This is a genomic window from Pedobacter agri PB92, assembly GCF_000258495.1.
In the GTDB taxonomy this organism is placed as follows: domain Bacteria; phylum Bacteroidota; class Bacteroidia; order Sphingobacteriales; family Sphingobacteriaceae; genus Pedobacter; species Pedobacter agri.
In genome coordinates this window covers 1-21,870 of the sequence record NZ_AJLG01000050.1, presented here as the reverse complement: position 1 = coordinate 21,870, position 21,870 = coordinate 1, and the positions used below count along the sequence as shown (strand labels likewise).

The following is a 21,870-nucleotide window of genomic DNA, read 5'->3' as shown; positions in this document are numbered from 1 at the left end:
TCAGTAGGTAATGGATTTAAAAGGAAAAACAATCCTGATTACAGGCGGTGGTTCGGGTATAGGACTGGAAGCTGCAAAGCAATTTTTGGAAATTGGCGCAAAGGTTATTGTTACAGGCAGAAATCAGGACAAATTGAATGCCGCAAAGAAACTGTACCCTAGTTTAATCGCTATAAAAAGTGATGCAGGTAATGAAGCAGATGCCCAATTGCTTTTTGACAAGGTTAAAGAACTTGGCGGAATTGATATACTGTACAATAATGCCGGTGTTGGTATTCCTCCTGCCAACTTAGGTGTAGCAAACGACAAGCATATCAAAGGTGCTATTTATGAAATGGAGGTCAATTACCTTGGCGTTATCCGCCTGAACAATCTTTTTATCGAAATGCTCAAATCAAGAAAAGATGCGGCAATCATCAATACCACTTCCATCTTAAGTATTGTACCATCAATGTTAGAAGCGACCTATTCGGCATCAAAATCTGCATTGGCCTTCTATACCAAATCTTTAAGAAGACATTTACAAATCTTGAAGAGTAACATAAAGGTTTTCGAACTGTTGCCACCATTAGTAGATACGGAAATGGTTGCAGACCGCCATGATAAAAAAATAAGTCCGGAAAAATTGGTGAACGCACTGATAAGAGGATTGGAGAAAGACCAATATACCATCCGTGTTAGCGATACAAAGTTGATCTATTTGTTCAACCGACTTTTCCCTAAATTGGCATTTGGATTAATCAATCCAAAGAAATCAGTAGTAGCAATAAAATCATAACCATCAGGATGAAAGCATATACCATTAATAAATACGGGAAAAAAGAAACCTTACACCTTAACGATGTATCTGTTCCACAGGTTAAAGATAATGAGGTGTTGATAGAAGTTCATGCAGCGGGCTTAAACCTGTTGGACGCTAAAATAAAATCAGGGGAATTTAAGCAGATTTTACCCTATAAGCTTCCGCTGGTGTTGGGCCATGATGTTGCAGGTGTGGTAATGAAGGTCGGTAAAAATGTAAGAAAATTCAGGGTTGGGGATGAAGTTTATTCACGTCCTGCTGATTTTCACATCGGTACATTTGCAGAATTTATTGCCATTGGCGAAAATGATGTGGCCTTTAAACCCAAAAACTTGACTATGGAGGAAGCTGCATCTATTCCATTGGTGGCATTGACCGCTTGGCAGGCGTTGGTGGAGAAAGCGAACCTTCATAAAGGGCAAAAGGTTTTCATTCAGGCAGGTTCTGGTGGTGTGGGAACTATTGCGATACAATTGGCAAAATACTTGGGTGCTACAGTTGCAACCACTGCAAGTGAAAAAAGTTTCACCATGCTAAAGCAACTGGGTTCAGATGTTCTGATTGATTATAAAACACAGAATTTTGAAGATATACTAAAAGACTATGATGTTGTTTTGAATAGTCAGGACACGAAAACACTTGAAAAATCAATCCGTATCCTAAAGCCTGGAGGAAAGGCAGTTTCCATTTCTGGTCCACCAACACCAGCTTTTGCAAAAGAGGCAGGCGTGCCGTGGTTTGTCAAAATCATTCTTTCACTGATCAGCAGCGGAATCCGGAAGAAAGCAAAAAAGCACAATGTTAACTATACTTTTTTATTTATGAGGGCAGAGGGCGAGCAGTTAAATAAAATTACCGCACTTATTGAGGCTGGTACCATCAAACCGATCGTTGACAAAGTTTTTCCTTTTGAACAAACCAACGAAGCCTTGGCTTATGTGGAGAGCGGACGAGCCAAAGGAAAAGTTGTGGTGAAAGTGAAATAAAGAACATAAAAATTGGCTTGCCTGTTCAATGCAAGCCATTTTTATTAACGTTCAGTGAGAATTTTCTCAGTTTCTTTAGCTATCGTAGCCCTGATTCGGCTCAGTGTTTCTAATCGCATGTTTAAAAACGAGGCAATATATTTTAATGGGACTCGGTCGACTAAGTAGGAATAGGTAATTAAATACCGCTCATAACGCTTTTTAGCTGTTGGCAATCTACTTATAAAAGCTCTTTCTGAAGCACTCTTAAAATATATTTCGGTCATTTTCCGCCCCACATAGTTTGCGATGGGGAATTGTTGATAAAGCTGTCGAGACATCGCATGGGGTATTGCTATCGCCAATACCGGGTCTATCGATTCAATATATTCTTCTGATGCTTCCTCGGTCCATAAATTGCGTATGGTTCCTGCAAGTTCATGCTCAATGGCAATCCAGGTGGTTACCTTTTCAATTCCCATTTTAATGTAGCCATGCACTGATCCCTGAAGAATCAAATAAATATATCTGTTGCGCTTTAACGGCGAGGCAATATGTTTATTTTTGTCAAATCTGACAGGAAATGTTTGTTCGTTGATGATTTTTTCAATCTCGGGATTTAAGGGATGATATGACTTAAACAAAGCTATTAGTGGAGAAATTCCACCAAACTCGTCCCACTTCCGCTCTCCAAATTCGTTTTCTAAGTTCATTTATGGCGCAAATTTCGCAATTGGAAAGCGATAATGCAACACATAAAAGCATGAATCATACTTATTTATCTTTCCTTGGAATTCTTTCTGTGTTGTATTGAAATCGTCCTGACAGATATGCTAGAAATTTTAGAGCAACGTTTTTTCTCCTGTTCTCAATTGTCTTAAATCCCCCCTAATATTGACTTCAACAGCAATCGGTTTTGTATCGCAAATCGAATATCTTTATTTAATAAAAACCTATTGTTATGAAAGCACAATCTAGCAGCAGCAAATTATCAGGAATATTGGTTCTTTATGAAATGCAAACAGATTTTTTGTTAAGGGCATTAGAGGGAATAGAAGAAAAAGATGCACAAACGCGTTTAAACACCAAGGCAAACCATATCTCATGGATTACAGGTAGTGTGATTTCTGGCCGTTATTTTTTAGCGAAATCTTTCGGTATCAACGAAAAATCATCAACAGGTGAGTTGTTCAAAGATAATCAAGGAATTATAGATGACGCCAATTATCCTACATTAGCAGAATTTAAAGCAGATTGGGAGAAAATTTCGCCCTTGTTATATGATGCATTAATCGATGCCTCTGAAGAAAAACTGAACGAGCAGATCGAAATGCCGGGTATGGAGATGACACTTTTTGATATGCTTAGTTTTACCAGTTATCGGGAAGCAAATTGTATCGGGCAAATTGCATTATGGCGACGATTGCTAGGTTATCCTGGCATGAGCTATATGTAGCACTTATAATAAATGCCTTAGCACAAGCTACATGTGTTTTAAGTGCACATTAATGATATTTTTTGATAAATTAGTAGTAAAACATCTCAGTAATGAGGAACGAAAAACTGAAGCTGTTAGAACCATTTATTGGTCACTGGCGTACATCGGGTAACACCGTAGATGGAAATTTGGTTGAGGGTACGGATATTTATGAATGGGTAGAAGGTGAATTTTTCTTGATGCATAAGGTGAGTGTACAAATCGATGATCAGAAGGTCAGTGCTCTCGAAATTATTCATTATGATGATATGGATGATATTTTTAGAGCACAATCATTTGGAAACGATGGCTCAATTACCATTTCATCAATGAAAATTATGGATGATATCATCCTCATATTTGGTGATAACGAAAGATTTCAGGGAAATTTTAAGGGTAGCCGTATCAAAGGCGTTTGGGAACGTTTCGTCAATAATGAATGGCAGCCATGGATGAAAATTGAATTAATTAAATAATCATGGCTGTGAAAAAGACAAAGCTAAGCGGGAAGGCAGATGTTGATTCGTATATGAATCAGCTGGTGCACCCTTATAAAACAGAAATAGCGCTTCTACGCTCCATCATTATCAATGCTAACAGTAAATTAGAAGAAAGGATAAAATGGAATGCGCCAAGTTTTTTTTATCAAAAAGATATGGCCGCTTTTAATCTTCGTGCTAAAGGTTACGTTCAAATAATCTTCATTTTTTATGATGGCAACATGTTACATGAGCCATCTATTTTGCAAGGCGAATGGAAAGATAGGAGAGAAGCTCGTTTCTATAACCTTGATGACATTGAAGGCAAAAAGCCAGCATTGGAACAATTTATCAATAAATGGATTGAATTAATAGAGGGGGAAACAAATTAAAATAGTAAAGAAACTAAAACTTATAAATATGAAAATTGCAATCATTATTATCCGTGTATTGTTAGGGGGCATGTACATTTTTGCTTCTGTACCTGTTCTTTTTAATATTCAGATGGGGGAGATGCCTAAAATGACTGCCGACCAAACTACTTTTATGACAGGCATTATGGTAACTAAATATTTGTTTCCATTGATCAAAGTAACCGAATTAATTGCAGGTTTAATGCTTTTAATTGGCAGAACGGCACCACTTGCAGCCATCATCATTTTTCCGGTGACGTTAAATATTTTCTTGTACCACGCATTTCTCGGCCCAAAAGAATTGCCATTGGTTGCCGTAATGTTGATTTTTAATCTTTTCCTGTTTTATGCCTATCGTCAAAAATACCTACCCATTATCTCCAGGTAATTTTTCTCGATTTTAAAACTTTCTCATACTTTTTTGCTTTATTTATTGTTTCACTATAAAAGATGATTAACTATCTTTAAAAACTAACTAGAAATAAAAAATATGAGAAAGATCCCATTCCTGATGCTGCTATTTGTAGCTGTTTCGTTTTCAGCCATTGCACAAAGTAAGGATGCCATTATCGGTAAGTGGCTAAATCCATCTGGCGAAGGACAAATTGAGATTTACAAAAAAGGTGATAAGTATTTTGGTAAACTGGCGTGGATGAAAGAACCTAACTTAAACGGGAAACCAAAGTTAGATGCTAAAAATCCGAATGAGGCCATGCAAAAAAGACCACTTCTCAATCTGGAAATCTTGAAAGATTTTGTTTATGAAGATGGAAAATGGACTGACGGAACAATTTATGATCCGAAAAGTGGTAAGAATTACAGCTGTAATATGACCTTGAAAGGTAATGATGTGCTGAATGTTCGCGGATATGTTGGTATTTCATTACTTGGCCGTTCAGAAACATTCAGAAGGGTTAAATAGTAAAATAAAGCAGCGTGATCCTTAATCTTAAAAAACTGAGTAAAGATTAAGCCATCCTTATACCTCTAATAATAAACACTAATGAAAAAAATACTATGGTGCCTTTTAATGGCACCTTTTTTTTTGCGTTGCGCAAACATATTCTTTCAAACCGCTTAATGAGGGTGCAAAAACAAGTTTGCGGGGTTTGAATGTAGTAACGGATCAGATTATATGGGTAAGTGGGAGCGGTGGAACGGTGGGTAAGTCGGTTGATGGCGGCAGTACCTGGCAGTGGATCAAACCAAAAGGCTATGAGAAACTTGATTTCAGGGATATTGAAGCCTTTGATGATAAGAAAGCCATTATTGTAAATGCTGGCTCCCCGGCTTATATTTTAAAAACCAACGATGGTGGTGAAACCTGGACAGCGCATTATAAAAATGTCGACTCAGCCATTTTTCTTGATGGACTGGGTTTTTGGGATAAAACCAGGGGCATTATATTCGGTGATCCGATAAATGATAAAATGCAGTTGCTTAAAACTGTTGATGCAGGCAAAAGCTGGATGGATATTTCTTCAAACTTAAAGCTACCTCTGGCCAAGGGAGAAGCTGGGTTTGCAGCCAGCGGAACAACCATCAAAACCTTTCCGGGTGGAAAAGTCTGGATTTCTACAGGTGGCATGGTCTCTAATATCTATTATTCTTCCGATTATGGCCAAAGCTGGGGTGTTTTTAAATGTCCGATTTGGCAAGGGCAGGAAACCACAGGACCCTTTTCGATGGATTTTTTTAATGCAAAAACCGGAGTGGTTGTAGGTGGCAATTATCTTCAGGATAAAATCAATACCAATAATGTTTTATTAACTAAAGATGGCGGTAAAACCTGGGCAAAACCAGTTACGCCAGTTTTAGGCTACCGTTCAGGTGTAACCTATGTTCGCGAAAATATACTCGTTGCCACAGGAACGTCGGGCACTGACATATCAACTGATGGCGGCCAAAACTGGAAACATATTTCCGATAAAAGTTTCAATGCTGTACAAAAAGCAAAAAAAGGCAATTCAGTTATTCTTGCGGGCGAAAAGGGAGCCATTTATCAATTAAACCTAAATTAAATTTGTGTTAAGCTGTAACGATCATACTTTTTTTAATTCTAAAGGATGGAACAATCTGTTCAGCTTTTTGATGCAGAGTTTGTTTTGATATTTAATTCATTTTTTTAATTACAACCTTATCTGTCGTAAAACTTACATTCAAATATTTCTCATTCTACAATCAATTTTGTAATATTAGAATTTTATAACGCAGATCAGGAACTAAGTGCAATGGCTTTTTACAAACATTATTCATTCGATCTTTGGTTAACATTAATTAAATCAAACCCAAGATTTAAGCAAGAAAGAACAAGTTACTTCTATGAAAAATTTAATACCAAAAATAAAAGTATTGAAGAGGTAGCGCTTATTTTTCGGCAGGTTGATTTAATGGTTAATGCCATCAATGAAAAAACAGGAAAGAACGTCGATGCTGATGAAATGTATCTGATGGTGATTAGCATTATCAATGATTATAACTTTCAGTTTCAGGAATTGGATTTGATACAGTTGTACCAGGAAATGGAAAATTTACTTTTTGAACATATGCCATTGTTGTACTGTGATCAATGTATTCCGGTGCTTTCTCAAATTAAAGAGAATGGTTTAAGCTCAACAAATATTTTAAGCAATACAGGTTTCATCAAAGGCGAAACTTTAAAGCAGGTGCTCCGGCATTTACAAATCGATCAGTTTATTGATTTTCAATTATATTCGGATGAAGTGAGATTGTCGAAGCCAAATCCCGAATTTTTTGAATTGATGATAAATACAATCGACAAGAAAAAACATCCCGAAATTAATTTAAATAATATTATTCACGTTGGAGATAATCCGCATGCTGACGTTGGTGGCGCTCAGGCAATAGGAATAAACAGCATGCTTATCAATTCCAACAATAAATCTATCTTAACATTACTTTCATGATACCTTACACATACGCTCTCCATAAAATCGATAATACCACAGATTTTGGCTTCAACCCAGATCACTACAGTAGATTTAAATTTGGCGATAATTTAATCGCGAAGTGTTTTGGGAAAGACCTTGCCGATGGCTTCATTAAATACTACCTGGCCAATAACCTGATTACCAATCAAATTGTTGTTATTTCAAGCCCTTACAGTTTTATTCCTACCGCAACCTTTGCGATGAAAAATTATTTTGTTTCTCAACTGAACCGTTGGTTGGTAGAAAATGGCGGTTTGCAGGTGCAGGAAACTAAGGTGCATAGAACGGTAACCTACAAAGAAGATTACGGCGAGTTAAGTGCCGAAGAGCGCTTAAGCTTAATCGGCAATGATTCATTTCATATTGATAAAGATTTCCTGGTTGGGAAAACGCTGTTATTTTTAGATGATATCAAAATCACAGGAAGTCATGAACGCATGATTTTGAAAATGGCGAAAGCATATGGACTTTCAAACGAGATGCATATGTTATACTTTGCCGAACTCGTTAACAAAAACATTCATCCAAACGTAGAGAATTTTCTAAATTACCACCAGGTGAAGTCAATTTTCGATCTGGAGGAAATTATTGACGGGGGCGATTTTTGTTTTAATACCAGAATAGTGAAGTATATCCTTAATACCGATGCAGAAAGTTTTAAAATTTTTCTGGAACGCAGGTCAAATGATTTTATCAACGAACTTTACGATTTATCGCTGGGAAATGGCTATCACTTAATCGATGCTTACGCGAAGAATTTACATCAAATAAAAGATTATATTAAAAATAACAATTATAAATTAATTTAAAATATGGCTATTAATTTGCAAAAGGGGCAAAGAGAAAATATTGATGCTCCTAAATTTACGATAGGTTTAGGTTGGGATACCAATAGTTCAACAACCGGTGCCGCATTTGATTTAGATGCTTCAATTTTTATTTTGAATGATCAGAAAAAACTGGTTTCTGACGAAAATTTTGTATTCTACAACAATCTGGTTTCTCCTGATGGGGCAGTTGAACATACCGGAGATAATTTAACTGGAGATGGTGATGGCGACGATGAACAAATTAAGGTTGATTTAACAAAAATTGATGCTAAGGTAAATGAGATTTGCGTTGTAGTTACCATTCACGAAGCGGAAAGCAGAAGGCAAAATTTTGGACAGGTGAGAAATTCATTCGTCCGCATTTTTGATGCAACAACAAATGAGGTAATTTTAAAATATGAGTTAGAGGAAGACTTTTCTATCGAAACTGCTGTTGAATTTGGCAGGATTTACAAACGCGAAGGAAAATGGAAATTCGAAGCAGTTGGAATGGGCATGAAGGGTGGTTTACAGGATTACTTAAATAAATATCAATAATAATATGGCAATCAATCTTCAAAAAGGACAGCGGATAAGCTTAGAAAAAACAAATGGCAGCAAGCTTCAAAATGTTTGTGTAGGCATTAACTGGGGCGCTATTGAAAAAAAGGGCTTGTTCGGTTTCGGTTCATCGAAAGAGGCGGTAGATTTAGATGCCAGCTGCGCTTTATATAATGATAATAAACAGCTTTTAGAGGTTGTGTATTTTGGTAACCTGAAATCTAAAAACGGTTCGGTTAAGCACAGTGGAGATGATTTAACCGGTGATATGGGCGGTGATGACGGCCTGGATAATGAGGTGATTACCTTGGATTTATCTCAGTTAGACGCCAGCGTTAACTATGTTGCATTTGTATTAAACAGTTTCAGAGGTCATGATTTTGGTACCATTCCATTTGCATCTATCCGCATTTACGAAGGAACAAGCAAACGTGTAAATGAAGTTTTCGCTACTTATGATATTGCCAATGATGCCGCGTTCAAAGGATCGGTATCGATGGTAATGGGTGTTTTTTATAAGAAAAACGGAGAGTGGAAATTTAACGCTATTGGAGAACCAACACGAGATAAAAAGTTAGAAGAGACGGTTAAAACCGTAACGCAAAATTATTTATAGTTGAAAGCTTAACATTAAACTATGGAAACCAACCCAAATGCTGCCCTGCCAAGTTTAACGCCAGTAAAACTGGATAAAGACGGCAACGTAAACCTGGAGGCAATTACAACTGAGGAAACGGCAAAATATCGCGAGATCGCCAAATCTTTAGAGCCATCTGATGTCAATTCCATTTTGAATTATGGGAGCGAGGCCCAAAATTCAATGGAGAAATACAGTAACGATTTTTTGGCCTCTGTAAGAACTTACAACAGCGGTGAAGTTGGCGGTTTGATTAATGAATTGCTTACCGAATTGAACTATATCGATGTTTCGGAATTAGAGCAAAGTGGCTTCAAAAGTTTCATTTCCCGCATTCCGTTCTTGAAAAATCTGGTAGTGGATGTGAAGAAACTGTTTCAGAAATACGATGTGGTAGTAAATAACATTGACAAGATTACCAATAAAATTAAAGCAGGACGATTGAATTCGATAAAGGATAATTCTGCTTTGCAAACCATGTTTGATAGCAATGTAAGTTATATCCATCAGATGGAGGATTTAATTATTTCCGGTCAGCTGAAATTTAACGAACTGCAAATTAAACTGGCAGAAATGGAAGGGCGACCAGCTGATTACCAGGATTATGAAATTGCTGATTTGCGTGACTTTACAAGCCGCTTGGATAAGCGATTGGCTGATATGAAAATTGTCCGTTTTATCATGCTGCAATCATTGGCTCAAATCAGGGTGGTTCAAAATAATAATACATCAATCGCAGAAAAAGCGCAATCAATCGTATCAACTACGATTCCGGTTTGGAAAAATCAGTTAACCATTGCGGTGGCATTGCAAAGGCAAAAAGCCAATGTAGAAATGCAAAAGAAAATTTCTGATACAACCAATACCATTTTGCAGAAAAATGCAGAAATGCTGAAGCCAAATAGTATCGATGTTGCTAAAGAAAACGAAAAAACTGTTGTTTCTTTGGAGACGTTAAAAATGACGACCTCTTCATTGATAGAAACGTTGAATGAAGTAAAACAAATTCATGAAGCTGGTGCACAAAGTAGAAAAGTGCTTGATGGTGAATTGAAAACATTAGAAGCCGAGTTGAAAAAGAATGTGACGCGGGTGAGTTAAGCTAAACTATGGATGAATACCGTTCAAATATTTTAAAAAAATCAAACGCAGAGATCAACCGTTTACAGTTGCTCTCTGTGTTTTTTGATGATGAGATTATCTATAAAATATTCTTGAGAACTCAGGTTATCCATCAGTTATTTTCGAATAATGAAGATTTGGAGATTGAAAAACTCGATTTGTTCCATTTGCAGTTTACCGATAGCGTCATCGCTTTGCTCCGAAAAATCAAAAAAAAGCAATGAAAAAAACGTTGCTTTAATCTATGATGAAATCAACTTGAATGAGGCACTCATTGATAAAATGGCCGGAACGCTTACTGGCCAACAAGGTTTTGTTCAGGATAAACAAAAACAATCGCTGAAGGTAAACCAATCACTCAGGAGGCTGTATAACAACCTTTCGGATTTAAGTACCGATTTTCCTTTTTCCAAAAATATTAATGTATTTAGTGCTAAATACGCCAACGATTATTACTTCGATTTAACAGCCGATCAATTAGCCAAGTTGATAGATTTTCAGGGGAAAAATATTTACTCAAATGCCTATGCAACCATCGAAAAAAAGCTGATGGGCAGGCTTTGTAAGTATGATTTTAGAACCGAATTTTACCTTGGCCTGAAATCCGGAGAGATGATTATTGAAGTTTATAAATTTCTGGATAGCCAAAACTATTTCCTTTTCTTTCCGGCCAGAAACTTATTTTTATTTTGCGATTTATCACAATTTAAAGATATGGACACCACAAATAATCTTTCTGAGCGGGAACGCATTGTTCAGGAACTCGAATTTAAAAACGATAAACTTAAAGGTAATGCTGCTGTTTTAAAAACAGCAATGTCTAAAGATGTGCAGGATTTGTTAGAAAGCAGTTACCAGAAAATATCTGATATCAGCTTTCTAAATCATCTAAACAATTTTGATGTCCAATCTAATATTTTAAAAGATATGCTCAAAACAGATTTGTTTTAAAGATTATCTGGTTAAAATTGAGAGTTTCCTTTTAAATAAATCGATTGTTCGTTGCCAGGCCAGTTTTGCTGCAGCCTCATTATATCTGGTAGGTGAGGTGTTATTGTTAAAAGCGTGATTTACGCCGTCGTAGATATAAATTTTATAATCAACTTTGTTCTCTTTTAAGGCTTGTTCGTAAGCTGGAATACCAGCGTTTATACGTTCATCCAAACCGCCATAATGTAACATTAAACTCGCTTTGATCTTAGATACATCAGCAACATTAGCCTGTGCACCATAATATGCTATGGCAGCCTGTAAATTTGGATCGTTTACGGCAAGTTTATTTGCCATTCCACCTCCCCAGCAAAAACCAACACAACCTACTTTGCCATTACCATCTTTTCTGTTGCGTAGATATTCCAATCCTTTCAAATAGTTTTGCAGGTTTTTCTCCGGATCGAGCTTACCAATTAACTCACGTCCTTTATCTTCATCAGCTGGTGTTCCGCCTAAAGGAGAAAGCGCATCAACACCTAAAGCAATGAAACCTTCTGCAGCCATTCGTTTGGTTACATCAATTATATGCGGGTTTAATCCACGGTTTTCGTGAATCACCAGTACGCTACCCAGCTTCTTCTTGCCTTTAGGTTTTGCCAAAACAGCTTTCATGTCGCCATCAACACCTGGGTAGATTATGTTTTCTACGTCGATATCATCGCTGGCGAAATCAGCAGCGGCAGCATAATTATTCTCTAGCATGGGCAGAATAGTCATGGCCAGGGCTGTGCTACCAGCAATCACAGCAAGTTTCTTCATGAAATCTTTTCTGCTTAACTGGCTGTGGGTATATTCATCGTAAAGATTGATAATTTTCTGATCCATAGGTTTTGATTTTTTGAAATACAAGATAAAAAAGCAATGTGAGATTTCTGCTTTTTATTTAAAATTACAATACAAGTTTTTTAGCTAAGAAAAACGAGAACAAAGCAAAATGTCGAATTAAGGAAATACTTTGCTTTTGAAATTATTTTGCCAATGATGCTACAATAGCCTTTTTTACGCCTGGAATGGTAATTTGCGACATTCCACTTATTGCAAATCTGATGATACCGTTTTTATCTGCCACTACATAAGATGGAAATGAATTAAGTTCATAACCTGTAATAATTTTTCTTGCATCAGAAATTACCTGACCGTAGATTAGCGGCTTTTCTTTGAGCTTAGCCGAAACAACCTTTTTAGCATTTGATGTAATGGCCAGGATCAATAAATCCTTTGGTGAATCAAGTTCTTTAGCCATATCATCCAGGTCGCTAAAACTTTCTGTGCATGGCGGACAATCTACATTCCAGAATACCATCAAAATAACTTTATCTCTCAATTGTTCTTCAGGGAAAAAATTTTCAAACGGTTTTAAGTCTAGCTTCATGTTTTCTTGTAGTAGCGGACTTTTAATCACCATTAAATTTTTAATTAAGCCATACATTCTTTCTTTCTCGTCCGCAGAAATTTTCTTAACAATTTTTTGTGCACCAGGATCATTCAAGTTTCTACTTATCGTATAATTTCCAGAATTTAAAAGCTTTTGATACTGATAATAGCGTAAAACTTTGCCCGATTCATCAAAAACAATTTCATTAGTGTCTAAAGTGCTTCGTCCAATTTCATGTTTAATCAGCATAGAAGCAGCTGGTTTACCTTGCTGTGCCTGCGCAAGTAAGGTGAAAAACCCCAAGAAGAAGAGTGTTAAAGTAGTTTTCATAGCGCCAACAAAATACATTTAATTAATTGAACTAATGGCATTCGCCAGTATTCGAAAATGATGTGTTTAAATGTAAGTTGGAAAATGAGTAGCAACGATATCCTTAAAATAAATGGAAAGCGCCTCCGTTTCTGGAAGCGCGTGTGTACTAATTTTCTTCAGTGTATTTTTTAAAATTATCTAAGATCGACTGCCATCCGCTTTTCTGCATCTCCAATGGATTTTGATTTTCCGGATCGAAGGTTTCTGTTAGTTTAGTTTTTCCACCTACTTCTTCAAACGTGATTTTTACCTGTCTGCCGTCTTCCAATCCGTATGCAATGAGTTCATGAGTCTTCACCTCGCTATAAGTGCCTTCAAAATCGAATCCAAAACTTCCATCTTTAGCCTCCATTCTGGTTTTAAATTTCCCGCCAGTTTGTAAGTCATTTTCTGCATAGGGAGCATGCCAGTCGCTTGAAGCAAATGTCCATTTCGTAATGTGCTCAGGCGCTGCCCAGTATTGCCAAACCTTTTCCACTGGTTCATTTATTGTCGCTTCAACTGTAATTGGTGTTTTCGTTTCCATTTTTTTTAAGATTAATTAATGATATATAATTAGTAGAACGTTTTGCATTTGTGCAAGGGCATATGCGACAAATTTGCATTGCGTTTCGGCGAAGGGTGTTGCGTAACAAATCGAAAACAAATCGATATTTCTCAATTGATTCCTTACTTTGGAGGTTAGTTAAACGTTTTACCAAATATAATATGAGAACAATTTTTGTGCTGTTACTAATCGGCTATACTGCTGTTTTTGCCCAGCGAACTGCACCTGCTTATCCTTTAATTACTCACGACCCATATTTTAGCATCTGGTCGTCATCAGATTCATTAAATAAAAGCACTACAAAACACTGGACAGGAGCCAATCAGTCGCTAACTGGATTAATCAATGTTGATGGAACGGTTTATAGTTTCTTGGGGCAATCGGAGAAGGTTTATCAATCCATTCTGCCAACTGCTGATGAAAAACCCATGGAAATTAGCTATACCGAAGATAAACCTATTACAAACTGGACGGATATCGATTTCAAAGGTAGCGATTGGAAAACAGGATTAGGACCTGCAGGAAGCGAGCAATCGCAAGTGAAAACTTTATGGAAAAAGGATGAAATCTGGGCCAGAAGGAGTTTTGACATCAACAAGATAAGCAATAATGCCATCTTTTTAAAAATCAGGCATGATGATAACGCCATTGCTTATTTAAATGGCAAGGAGGTTTACAATGTGCCAAAACTGGAAGGAAAATTTGTTTACATCGAATTAGATAAAAAGCTTTTAAGAACAGGCAAAAATGTACTGGCTGTTTATGCCAAAAATACGGGTGGACCTTCATTTCTTGATTTCGGTTTGGTACAAGAACCCACTGGTGCTGCAGCTGTAAAAATTGCAGAAGCCAGGCAAAAAACGTTATCGTTTAATGCCCTGCAAACCATTTACACATTTGTTTGCGGATCAGTTGATTTAACATTAACCTTCACTTCGCCGCTTTTAATGGATGACCTTGATTTGCTTTCACGTCCTGTATCTTATATTGCTACAAAAGTTAAATCAAACGATGGGAAACAGCATGATGTAAAACTATACTACGGCGCATCAACAAATATCGCAACACATACGCCTTTCCAACCTGTTGAAGCTCGAAAATATGCAGCAGAACAGCTCTCTATACTAAAAGCTGGAACTACGGAACAACCTTTACTTAAGCGAGCTGGTGATGATGTGAGAATTGATTGGGGATATATGTATGTTGCTGCACCTTCTGCTTATAAAAGTGTTCAAAGCATTTCTACAGCAGGTGAGGCGCTAACAGGGTTTTTGACCGGAAAGTCAATTCAACAAACAACGATGGCAGGAGAGCAGCTGGTGTTAAATACTGTTATTCCATTAGGTAAGGTTGGTACTGCCACGCAGGAAAATTATGTGTTACTTGGATACGATGATATTTATTCTTTACAATATTTTAAAACTAATTTAAGGCCATGGTGGAATAGTAGTGGTAAAGAAACCATTGAAAATCAACTGCAGTTAGCCAGCAAACAGTATGCTAGCGTAATGGAAAGAGCTGCAGCATTCGACCGAAAGTTATATACTGATGCTGTTAAAAGCGGCGGGGAAAAATACGCCAAGTTGTGTATATTGGCCTACAGGCAAGCTGTTTCTGCACACAAACTAGTGAAAAGTCCGGAAGGTGAATTGCTATTCTTATCGAAAGAGAATTTTAGCAACGGTTCTATTGGTACAGTTGATATCACATACCCATCTGCACCATTGTTTTTAATCTACAATCCGGAATTAGTTAAAGGTATGATGAATGGGATATTTTATTTTAGTGAAAGCGGAAAATGGACTAAACCTTATTCAGCTCATGATTTAGGTACCTACCCCTTGGCTAATGGTCAAACCTATGGTGAAGATATGCCTATTGAAGAATCGGGAAATATGTTGATTTTAATGGCTGCAATTGCAAAAACTGAAGGGAATGCATCCTATGCCAAAAAACATTGGAAAACCTTAACTATCTGGGCAGAATATTTAAGTAAAGAAGGTCTTGATCCTGCGAATCAGTTATCAACAGACGATTTCGCTGGGCACCTGGCCAGGAACGCTAATCTCTCTGTGAAAGCAATTGTGGCTTTAGGTGGCTATGGCATGTTGGCTGAAAAAATCGGAGACAGGGTAGCCGCTGCAAAATACACTGCAATGGCCAAGGAAATGGCGAAAAAATGGATGACTCTGGCGGATGCCGGAGATCATTACGCATTAACGTTTAACGATAAAAATACCTGGAGCCAAAAATATAACCTTGTTTGGGATAAGGTATTGGGTTTGGAATTATTTCCTCAATCGGTATACGATAAGGAAATGAAGTTTTATCTAACCAAACAAACCAGATACGGATTGCCTTTAGATAGCAGAAAAACCTACACAAAATCTGATTGGATTACATGGACCGCTGCGCTAGCATCCGAAAGAAAGGATTTTGAAACCCTTATTGAACCAGTTTATACTTATGCAGTAGAGACGCCAGATCGCGTTCCCTTGAGCGACTGGCACGAAACGAAAGATGCGAGAAGACAAAATTTTACGGCCAGAAGTGTTATTGGTGGCTTTTTCATTAAAATGTTTGAAGATAAACTCAAAGGGAAAAAATGATGTATTCAGTAAGGTCTTGATGTTGAGCGTCTGCCTTTTTCTTATCTTATTTTAATAGATGCTAAATAAATAAAACAATTTAATTTATCGGGGGTTAATTAATTGGTTTTTAAATAATTGAATTGGGAACGGATTAGAATAAAATTAACGAGATGGGAAAAAGTGTGTGTGTGCTAGAAGACGACGAGGGAATTAGAGATGTAATTATCCTGCTTTTAAGAGAAGAAAATTATGATGTAATGGGGTTTTCAAGTATTGAAGATTTTAACTTAAATGCAAAAAACCTTACACCCGACTTATTTTTACTGGATGTGATGCTGCCTGATGGCAGTGGAATAGATATTTGTAGTGGATTGAAAACCTCAGAAACTACCAAAAACATTCCTGTGCTAATGATGAGCGCACATGCAAAAATTGGTGAAATAAACAGAAGTTGCAATGCGCAAGGTTTTATTTCAAAGCCTTTTGATATCTATGATTTACTCAAGCGGGTAGATCATCAATTGAATTTGCCATCTTAAACTGAATTTATTTTAATTAATAAAAACCGGCGCTATATATCAATCGTATATAATGATGTATTCGCTAGCGGATAACCTAAATATAAACCTGAAGAAATGTTAAACACAACCATCACAGCCATTTTAGGCGGGCCAGAAATGATCATTTTAGGCATTGCCATCCTTTTATTATTTGGCGGAAAAAAAATTCCGGAATTGATGAAAGGCCTTGGAAAAGGGATTAAAGAATTTAAGAACGGACAAGAAGGTACTGATGAACCAAAGGTACAGAAGGAAGTTTAAAAGATATTTACCTAGAATTACACACATTTACCGAAAAACATAAAAGCTTCAGACCACCATCTGAAGCTTTTTTTATTATCAATTTATCATAACTAGATATTATTTAACGTATTGACCATCATCTTGTTGAGAAATTTGGTTGTAAAATTAACTTTTAGATTACATAGAAAATAGTCACTAAAGCTATTTTTGGACTGTTCTTGAAAACAACTTAACACAAGAACCGAATGTTAAAAAACAAATGAAATATCTAGTTAAAGAAATAAGTGAAGGAAATTGCGACATCACTTTATTGCCAGAGAATTTAAATGACCGAAATCTTTTAATTGAAGCGACAAAAAACTTACCAGAAAATTATCAGGAAACTTTTCAATTTCATTATGAGCATGCCTTAAAAAACGAGGTTCATGATCAGGCCTCTTTTATTTCTCTCAATGAGGCAGAAAGCAATTATCCAAAACGGGTTAATGTAAATTATCAGATTATATAACACAACTTATTAAGGTCTTCAAATTTTGAAGGCCTTTTTTTGTTATAAAGATTGTAGGATTGTTTCTTAAATTTCAAGACATAAAAAAAAGCCATCGGTTAAGATGGCTTTAGTTTCGATTTGTTTATTGTACTCGGGGCGGGAATCGAACCCGCACGCCTTTGAAAGCACAGGATTTTAAGTCCTGCGTGTCTACCAGTTCCACCACCCGAGCATTAGTCAGACCCGATAAATCGAGGTGATTAATGTTTTAAAATAAATGCCTTCCGGTAGGAAAGGCATTTAGAGCGAAAGACGAGATTCGAACTCGCGACCCCGACCTTGGCAAGGTCGTGCTCTACCAACTGAGCTACTTTCGCATTTTTAATACAATCGCTGTATTCCCTTTGGGGTTGCAAATATAGAAATATAAATTTCACTATCAAAAATATTTAAAAAAAAAAATAGATAGCGTGCTGGCTGTAGATATCATCAATTTGTAGCCTACCTAAATAAATATTATATTGGATGTAAATTAACATTCTATCTCATGAAGCCTTTGTCCTTGTAAATCACCGAAACCTGGCGATTCCATAATTTCTCAAATGATAATCACCTTATTATTTGATGAACGCCTTCATCGCCTTTTTCTGATTTCTCGCAAACTGCATGTTAAACTAAAAAAATGAATAAACTCCTAAGCTTATTCCTGCTTATTTTCTTAATCGTTGAAACGGTATTTGCCCAGAAAATTGAAAGTACTGATATACTTAAGGTTAGTGCTGCAGATTTAAGCTCAACTTTTGATGAGTACATTCAACATCATCCTCAAGAGCGTGTGCATGTACATTTCGACAAGGTAAGTTACAATCTAGGTGACACTGTTTGGTATAAAATATATATAGTAAATAGCTTTAACCATCAGCTATCAGCCTTAAGTGGTGTTGTTCATGTTGAAATCATCAATGGTGATGGAATTATCCAGAAGAAACTTCATCCTGTAAACGCCGGAATGGCAATTGGCCAGCTATATTTATCAAATCAAATGTTTAAGGAAGGAGCATACAAATTCAATGTTTATACCCGACTGATGGCGGATGATCCAGCGAAAAATTATGCATTCAACTTAAATATTGGAAAAGATGTTAAGGTTTTGCCGGGCAGCAGTGAAGTAGCGAATGTGCTATTTTATCCGGAAGGCGGAACGTTTGTTGCTGGTTTGCGCTCGAAGTTTGTAGTTAGCACTGCAGGTTTACACGGTCGTCCACTGGTTTTAAGCGGCTATATTGTGGATGACCAGAATAAAAGAGTTGCTGAGTTTAACACAGGAAAATCAGGAATGGGAATGTTTGCAATCTCACCCAAAAGTGAAGCTAAATATACCGCCATAGTGGAGCAATTTAATGTGCAAAAACATTTTTCCTTACCAAAAGTTAGCGACAGTGGTTATGTACTATCCGTAAATTCTATTTTTCAAGATACATTATTGGTCAGAGTTTCCAGGTCTGCAGTAAGTGAACCTGAGGCTCAGTTAGTTTTTTATTCCAAAGGAAGTATATTAAACGCAGTAGCTGTACCAATATCATCATCTAACACGGCAATAGTAAAAGTTCCTACAGCATCTTTTCCAGTAGGTTTAAATGAGGTTTTGCTATTTTCAAAATATAACAAGTTGCTTGCCAGCCGATCATTCTTTTTACCAGAGGTGAAGCCATCCAAAAACTCGTTGTCGTTAACACCAAATCGATATGCCAGCAGAGCACAGGTTAAAATAAATCTTAAAATAACCGATGCTACGGGCGCAGGCGTCTCCGGAGGCTATTCCATCGCCGTGGCTAAAGCGGACGGGCAAACGGGCGAAAATCAAAACAAGCCTACGATATCGTCAAGCCTTATTTTAGCTTCGAATACCGATCAGTTTGATGGTCGTAATTTTTTAAATTTTGATCCGCTAAGTGATACCGGAAGAGCAGAACTGGATATGAAGTTGCTTAGCCAGCAATCAAGCATGTCCACTTGGCAGGGCGGGCTAACAGGGAACCAAAATTTACCTCAACTAGCGCCGGAAAAAACTTTGTCAATAGGCGGAAAGGTCATCAGAACGAATGGCGAGCCCATGGCTGGAGCAAAAGTAAACCTATTTTCTGCAAAGGATATGATCCTCATTGATACAATAGCTGACGACCAGGGCAGGTTTTTGTTTCAAAATTTCGCGATTTTAGATAGTGCCGATGTGGTAATCAGAGTAATCAACATTGATGCAGAAAAAAATGTGAAGATCCTATTGGATGATGCGACATATCCTTCAAAAAACACAATAGATGAGCACATCGTTCCAGATTCTTCTGGAATCAATCCTACACAGGTAAAAGGTCAGGATACAATGATTTCATCAGGCCGTAAAAAAGAAAAGATAAATGAATTAAAAACTGTAGAAATTGCGGCAAAACGCCGACCTGTAATTCCTGGTTCAGCGTATCCATTTGCTGCTCCACCGCCTGATTATACCATTGAAGCGGAAGAACTTCATAAGATTATAAATTTGACTGATTACTTAAGAAGCAGACTAATAGGAGTAACGGTAATTAATAATAAAGTTGTGAGTCCTGGTGGAGGGCAGTTGCTACTTTTACTTAACGGGTTAAACATTGAGGATTTATCTTTTGTAGATCCCAGATCGTTAACAGGGGTGCAAATAGTTAGGGGTGGGCTTATAGCGAAAAATATGGCAAATTCAGTGCATCAACCGCATGGGGCGGATCCCAGCGAAGTGAATGTTTATGGTCAACACGTTGCGAACGGTATTATATTTCTGACCTCCAATCACCATAATCCAAATTTTAACCGGAATCCTGAGCAAACTACGGGTATCATCAAAAAAAGGATCATGGGATTTTCTGCTCCAAAGAACTTCTCTGCGCCAGATTATCTAAATAACACAAACAATTCAATACCAGATCGTCGCAATCCCTTATACTGGAACCCCAATATCATCACTGGAAAAGATGGAATAGCGGAAATAGATTTCTTTACTTCTGATGAAAAAGGGAAATACCAGGTTACATTGGAAGGGATAGGAGTGAATGGGCAGATTACCCGGGAAGTAGCATTTTTTACCGTGGAATAATTTATATCATCCTTATTCAAGATCCGCTAAGCTTAGTTACCGCGAGATATGCTGATGTGTCCATAGCCGAATTTGAATCAAACAAAAAAGCCATCGGTTAAGATGGCTTTAATTTCGATTTGTTTATTGTACTCGGGGCGGGAATCGAACCCGCACGCCTTTGAAAGCACAGGATTTTAAGTCCTGCGTGTCTACCAGTTCCACCACCCGAGCATTAGTCAAACCCTAAAAAAAGGAAGTGATTAATGTCTTAAAATAAATGCCCTCCGTCCGGAAGGCATTTGGAGCGAAAGACGAGATTCGAACTCGCGACCCCGACCTTGGCAAGGTCGTGCTCTACCAACTGAGCTACTTTCGCATGAAACAAAACCGATATGCTGTTTCGTTTTGGTGATGCAAATATAGACAGATTTCTATTTCTGTCAAGGGATTTTTTATTAAAAATTTAATATTTAATTTAAATTGCTGGCTTTCAGTACCACTAAAATTAATTCACTTTCAAATCCACGCCCCTGGAGGTAGCTCATCAACTTCATTTTTCTTTTCAAAGGGTTTGATTCATGTAGAAATTCTGCTTTCTTTTCAGCCAATGCAGTTAGGGTATTCAGATAATCATCTTCATCTATACTATATAGCGCTTTTTGCAGAAGTCTGTCGGGTATACCTTTTAGTTTTAAGCCCTGTTTAATTTTAACACGACCCCACTTTTTGATGTTGAATTTGCCGGAGGCATACTGTTTTGCAAAACGCTCTTCATTCAAAAAATTGTTAACAATAAGTTCAGACAAAATTTCTTCGAGTTCATCGCCTCTGATTCCCCACTCAACCAATTTGTACCGAACTTCCTTTTGCGAACGCTCCTGGTAAACACAAAAGCTTTCAGCTTTGGCTAATGCCTGTTTTTTATCTAATATTGCCGCTTCTTGTTTACCGCTTTTCATAATTATTTATTGAACTTCGTAAAAGTAAACACGATTAACGTATTTTTCTGAATATAATAAAATGCTAAAACCGATTTATACCATTTCCAGAATTGCCGAAATTTTAAATGCCGATGCTAAATTAATTGATGAACAAGCCTTTATACAGTATCTTGTAATTGATAGCCGATCAGTTTTAGTGCCAGAAAATTCGTTGTTTTTTGCTTTAGCTTCGCATCGAAACGGGCATGAGTTTATTCCTGATGCTTATCATAAAGGCATCAGAAATTTCGTCATTACCGAAGAAAAATATCTCAGCGAATATCCAGATTGCAATTTCATAATTGTAAATGATGTTTTGGAGGCATTACAAAAACTGGCCACTGCTCATAGAAACCATTTTAATTTAAAAACCATCGGCATTACGGGAAGCAATGGG

The 21,870-nt window shown here is 37.1% G+C and carries 25 protein-coding genes, 4 tRNA genes and 1 pseudogene; 21 read left to right on the top strand and 9 right to left on the bottom strand.

Going from position 1 to position 21,870, the window contains the following annotated elements; genetic code table 11:
- Positions 1 to 10: 10 nt before the first annotated feature.
- Positions 11 to 778 carry an SDR family oxidoreductase gene (locus ON09_RS09435; RefSeq protein ID WP_010600815.1) on the top strand — a complete coding sequence of 256 codons (768 nt, stop codon included), beginning with the start codon at positions 11 to 13 and terminating at the stop codon, positions 776 to 778.
- 8 nt (positions 779 to 786) lie between these two features.
- The gene (locus tag ON09_RS09430) at positions 787 to 1,788 is read left to right on the top strand and encodes an NADP-dependent oxidoreductase (protein WP_010600814.1); all 1,002 of its coding nucleotides are present in this window, start codon (positions 787 to 789) and stop codon (positions 1,786 to 1,788) included.
- Between the two features lie 44 nt (positions 1,789 to 1,832).
- Here ON09_RS09430 and ON09_RS09425 read toward each other — a convergent pair whose 3' ends face one another.
- Entirely contained in the window at positions 1,833 to 2,480 is a 648-nt protein-coding gene (locus ON09_RS09425) for a Crp/Fnr family transcriptional regulator (RefSeq protein ID WP_010600813.1), read from the bottom strand.
- 248 nt (positions 2,481 to 2,728) lie between these two features.
- Between ON09_RS09425 and ON09_RS09420 the strand changes: the two genes are divergently transcribed.
- From ON09_RS09420 to ON09_RS09365, 13 genes are all read left to right on the top strand, one after another.
- Positions 2,729 to 3,223: a type 2 periplasmic-binding domain-containing protein gene (locus ON09_RS09420; RefSeq protein ID WP_010600812.1), complete on the top strand. Its 495-nt coding sequence runs from the start codon at positions 2,729 to 2,731 to the stop codon at positions 3,221 to 3,223.
- 92 nt (positions 3,224 to 3,315) lie between these two features.
- The gene (locus ON09_RS09415) at positions 3,316 to 3,720 is read left to right on the top strand and encodes a hypothetical protein (protein ID WP_010600811.1); all 405 of its coding nucleotides are present in this window, start codon (positions 3,316 to 3,318) and stop codon (positions 3,718 to 3,720) included.
- A 2-nt stretch (positions 3,721 to 3,722) separates the two neighbouring features.
- Complete coding sequence (locus tag ON09_RS09410) at positions 3,723 to 4,115, top strand: DUF1801 domain-containing protein (RefSeq protein ID WP_010600810.1); 393 nt, start codon at positions 3,723 to 3,725, stop codon at positions 4,113 to 4,115.
- 28 nt (positions 4,116 to 4,143) lie between these two features.
- Positions 4,144 to 4,524 (top strand): DoxX family membrane protein, encoded by a 381-nt coding sequence (locus ON09_RS09405; protein ID WP_010600809.1) that lies wholly within the window; start codon positions 4,144 to 4,146, stop codon positions 4,522 to 4,524.
- Positions 4,525 to 4,626: 102 nt separating this feature from the next.
- Positions 4,627 to 5,058 carry a DUF2147 domain-containing protein gene (locus ON09_RS09400; protein ID WP_010600808.1) on the top strand — a complete coding sequence of 144 codons (432 nt, stop codon included), beginning with the start codon at positions 4,627 to 4,629 and terminating at the stop codon, positions 5,056 to 5,058.
- 187 nt (positions 5,059 to 5,245) lie between these two features.
- Complete coding sequence (locus ON09_RS09395; RefSeq protein WP_238533640.1) at positions 5,246 to 6,157, top strand: WD40/YVTN/BNR-like repeat-containing protein; 912 nt, start codon at positions 5,246 to 5,248, stop codon at positions 6,155 to 6,157.
- Positions 6,158 to 6,367: 210 nt separating this feature from the next.
- A complete protein-coding gene (locus ON09_RS09390) occupies positions 6,368 to 7,063 on the top strand; it encodes an HAD family hydrolase (RefSeq protein WP_010600806.1) in 696 nt (231 codons plus the stop codon).
- Complete coding sequence (locus tag ON09_RS09385; protein WP_010600805.1) at positions 7,060 to 7,896, top strand: phosphoribosyltransferase family protein; 837 nt, start codon at positions 7,060 to 7,062, stop codon at positions 7,894 to 7,896. The genes ON09_RS09390 and ON09_RS09385 overlap by 4 nt, the downstream gene beginning before the upstream one ends.
- Before the next feature lie 3 nt (positions 7,897 to 7,899).
- Positions 7,900 to 8,454, top strand: coding sequence for a TerD family protein (locus tag ON09_RS09380; protein ID WP_010600804.1), 555 nt, complete (start codon positions 7,900 to 7,902; stop codon positions 8,452 to 8,454).
- 4 nt (positions 8,455 to 8,458) lie between these two features.
- The gene (locus tag ON09_RS09375; RefSeq protein WP_010600803.1) at positions 8,459 to 9,073 is read left to right on the top strand and encodes a TerD family protein; all 615 of its coding nucleotides are present in this window, start codon (positions 8,459 to 8,461) and stop codon (positions 9,071 to 9,073) included.
- A gap of 21 nt (positions 9,074 to 9,094) precedes the next feature.
- Entirely contained in the window at positions 9,095 to 10,195 is a 1,101-nt protein-coding gene (locus tag ON09_RS09370; protein ID WP_010600802.1) for a toxic anion resistance protein, read from the top strand.
- 8 nt (positions 10,196 to 10,203) lie between these two features.
- Positions 10,204 to 10,440 carry a hypothetical protein gene (locus ON09_RS25970; protein ID WP_238533639.1) on the top strand — a complete coding sequence of 79 codons (237 nt, stop codon included), beginning with the start codon at positions 10,204 to 10,206 and terminating at the stop codon, positions 10,438 to 10,440.
- Between the two features lie 34 nt (positions 10,441 to 10,474).
- Complete coding sequence (locus tag ON09_RS09365; protein WP_238533638.1) at positions 10,475 to 11,167, top strand: hypothetical protein; 693 nt, start codon at positions 10,475 to 10,477, stop codon at positions 11,165 to 11,167.
- 3 nt (positions 11,168 to 11,170) lie between these two features.
- On the opposite strand, the gene ON09_RS09360 is transcribed toward ON09_RS09365, so the two are convergent.
- The 3 genes from ON09_RS09360 to ON09_RS09350 form a co-directional block, all read right to left on the bottom strand.
- Positions 11,171 to 12,058: a dienelactone hydrolase family protein gene (locus ON09_RS09360; RefSeq protein WP_455566576.1), complete on the bottom strand. Its 888-nt coding sequence runs from the start codon at positions 12,056 to 12,058 to the stop codon at positions 11,171 to 11,173.
- A 118-nt stretch (positions 12,059 to 12,176) separates the two neighbouring features.
- The gene (locus tag ON09_RS09355; RefSeq protein ID WP_157258903.1) at positions 12,177 to 12,914 is read right to left on the bottom strand and encodes a TlpA family protein disulfide reductase; all 738 of its coding nucleotides are present in this window, start codon (positions 12,912 to 12,914) and stop codon (positions 12,177 to 12,179) included.
- 148 nt (positions 12,915 to 13,062) lie between these two features.
- Entirely contained in the window at positions 13,063 to 13,482 is a 420-nt protein-coding gene (locus ON09_RS09350; RefSeq protein WP_010600799.1) for an SRPBCC family protein, read from the bottom strand.
- A gap of 182 nt (positions 13,483 to 13,664) precedes the next feature.
- Between ON09_RS09350 and ON09_RS09345 the strand changes: the two genes are divergently transcribed.
- From ON09_RS09345 to ON09_RS09330, 4 genes are all read left to right on the top strand, one after another.
- Positions 13,665 to 16,112: a glutaminase family protein gene (locus ON09_RS09345; protein ID WP_010600798.1), complete on the top strand. Its 2,448-nt coding sequence runs from the start codon at positions 13,665 to 13,667 to the stop codon at positions 16,110 to 16,112.
- Positions 16,113 to 16,264: 152 nt separating this feature from the next.
- Positions 16,265 to 16,633, top strand: coding sequence for a response regulator (locus ON09_RS09340; protein ID WP_010600797.1), 369 nt, complete (start codon positions 16,265 to 16,267; stop codon positions 16,631 to 16,633).
- A 96-nt stretch (positions 16,634 to 16,729) separates the two neighbouring features.
- Complete coding sequence (gene tatA, locus ON09_RS09335) at positions 16,730 to 16,915, top strand: twin-arginine translocase TatA/TatE family subunit (RefSeq protein WP_010600796.1); 186 nt, start codon at positions 16,730 to 16,732, stop codon at positions 16,913 to 16,915.
- A gap of 241 nt (positions 16,916 to 17,156) precedes the next feature.
- On the top strand, positions 17,157 to 17,405 hold the full coding sequence (locus tag ON09_RS09330; protein ID WP_010600795.1) for a hypothetical protein: 249 nt from the start codon (positions 17,157 to 17,159) through the stop codon (positions 17,403 to 17,405).
- Positions 17,406 to 17,535: 130 nt separating this feature from the next.
- Here ON09_RS09330 and ON09_RS09325 read toward each other — a convergent pair.
- Positions 17,536 to 17,619 (bottom strand) — tRNA-Leu (locus tag ON09_RS09325).
- A 72-nt stretch (positions 17,620 to 17,691) separates the two neighbouring features.
- Positions 17,692 to 17,764: transfer RNA gene (locus ON09_RS09320), tRNA-Gly, on the bottom strand.
- Positions 17,765 to 18,069: 305 nt separating this feature from the next.
- Here ON09_RS09320 and ON09_RS09315 point away from each other — a divergent pair.
- A complete protein-coding gene (locus ON09_RS09315; protein WP_010600794.1) occupies positions 18,070 to 20,511 on the top strand; it encodes a carboxypeptidase-like regulatory domain-containing protein in 2,442 nt (813 codons plus the stop codon).
- 129 nt (positions 20,512 to 20,640) lie between these two features.
- Here the strand turns inward: ON09_RS09315 and ON09_RS09310 are convergent.
- The 3 genes from ON09_RS09310 to ON09_RS09300 all read right to left on the bottom strand — a co-directional run bounded on the left by ON09_RS09310 (position 20,641) and on the right by ON09_RS09300 (position 21,452).
- A tRNA-Leu gene (locus tag ON09_RS09310) sits at positions 20,641 to 20,724 on the bottom strand.
- Positions 20,725 to 20,793: 69 nt separating this feature from the next.
- Positions 20,794 to 20,869: transfer RNA gene (locus ON09_RS09305), tRNA-Gly, on the bottom strand.
- Between the two features lie 94 nt (positions 20,870 to 20,963).
- Positions 20,964 to 21,452, bottom strand: a complete 489-nt coding sequence (locus tag ON09_RS09300) for a regulatory protein RecX (RefSeq protein ID WP_010600793.1) — start codon at positions 21,450 to 21,452, stop codon at positions 20,964 to 20,966.
- A 61-nt stretch (positions 21,453 to 21,513) separates the two neighbouring features.
- On the opposite strand from ON09_RS09300, the pseudogene ON09_RS09295 reads away from it, so the two are divergent.
- Positions 21,514 to 21,870 (top strand): annotated as a pseudogene (locus ON09_RS09295) (Mur ligase domain-containing protein); the annotation flags it as partial.

Coding starts and splice junctions, on each gene's coding strand:
- ON09_RS09435 (WP_010600815.1), top strand. CDS start 11: ATGGATTTAAAAGGAAAAACAATCCTGATTACAGGCGGTGGTTCGGGT.
- ON09_RS09430 (WP_010600814.1), top strand. CDS start 787: ATGAAAGCATATACCATTAATAAATACGGGAAAAAAGAAACCTTACAC.
- ON09_RS09425 (WP_010600813.1), bottom strand. CDS start 2,480: ATGAACTTAGAAAACGAATTTGGAGAGCGGAAGTGGGACGAGTTTGGT.
- ON09_RS09420 (WP_010600812.1), top strand. CDS start 2,729: ATGAAAGCACAATCTAGCAGCAGCAAATTATCAGGAATATTGGTTCTT.
- ON09_RS09415 (WP_010600811.1), top strand. CDS start 3,316: ATGAGGAACGAAAAACTGAAGCTGTTAGAACCATTTATTGGTCACTGG.
- ON09_RS09410 (WP_010600810.1), top strand. CDS start 3,723: ATGGCTGTGAAAAAGACAAAGCTAAGCGGGAAGGCAGATGTTGATTCG.
- ON09_RS09405 (WP_010600809.1), top strand. CDS start 4,144: ATGAAAATTGCAATCATTATTATCCGTGTATTGTTAGGGGGCATGTAC.
- ON09_RS09400 (WP_010600808.1), top strand. CDS start 4,627: ATGAGAAAGATCCCATTCCTGATGCTGCTATTTGTAGCTGTTTCGTTT.
- ON09_RS09390 (WP_010600806.1), top strand. CDS start 6,368: ATGGCTTTTTACAAACATTATTCATTCGATCTTTGGTTAACATTAATT.
- ON09_RS09385 (WP_010600805.1), top strand. CDS start 7,060: ATGATACCTTACACATACGCTCTCCATAAAATCGATAATACCACAGAT.
- ON09_RS09380 (WP_010600804.1), top strand. CDS start 7,900: ATGGCTATTAATTTGCAAAAGGGGCAAAGAGAAAATATTGATGCTCCT.
- ON09_RS09375 (WP_010600803.1), top strand. CDS start 8,459: ATGGCAATCAATCTTCAAAAAGGACAGCGGATAAGCTTAGAAAAAACA.
- ON09_RS09370 (WP_010600802.1), top strand. CDS start 9,095: ATGGAAACCAACCCAAATGCTGCCCTGCCAAGTTTAACGCCAGTAAAA.
- ON09_RS25970 (WP_238533639.1), top strand. CDS start 10,204: ATGGATGAATACCGTTCAAATATTTTAAAAAAATCAAACGCAGAGATC.
- ON09_RS09355 (WP_157258903.1), bottom strand. CDS start 12,914: ATGAAAACTACTTTAACACTCTTCTTCTTGGGGTTTTTCACCTTACTT.
- ON09_RS09350 (WP_010600799.1), bottom strand. CDS start 13,482: ATGGAAACGAAAACACCAATTACAGTTGAAGCGACAATAAATGAACCA.
- ON09_RS09345 (WP_010600798.1), top strand. CDS start 13,665: ATGAGAACAATTTTTGTGCTGTTACTAATCGGCTATACTGCTGTTTTT.
- ON09_RS09340 (WP_010600797.1), top strand. CDS start 16,265: ATGGGAAAAAGTGTGTGTGTGCTAGAAGACGACGAGGGAATTAGAGAT.
- tatA (WP_010600796.1), top strand. CDS start 16,730: ATGTTAAACACAACCATCACAGCCATTTTAGGCGGGCCAGAAATGATC.
- ON09_RS09330 (WP_010600795.1), top strand. CDS start 17,157: ATGAAATATCTAGTTAAAGAAATAAGTGAAGGAAATTGCGACATCACT.
- ON09_RS09315 (WP_010600794.1), top strand. CDS start 18,070: ATGAATAAACTCCTAAGCTTATTCCTGCTTATTTTCTTAATCGTTGAA.
- ON09_RS09300 (WP_010600793.1), bottom strand. CDS start 21,452: ATGAAAAGCGGTAAACAAGAAGCGGCAATATTAGATAAAAAACAGGCA.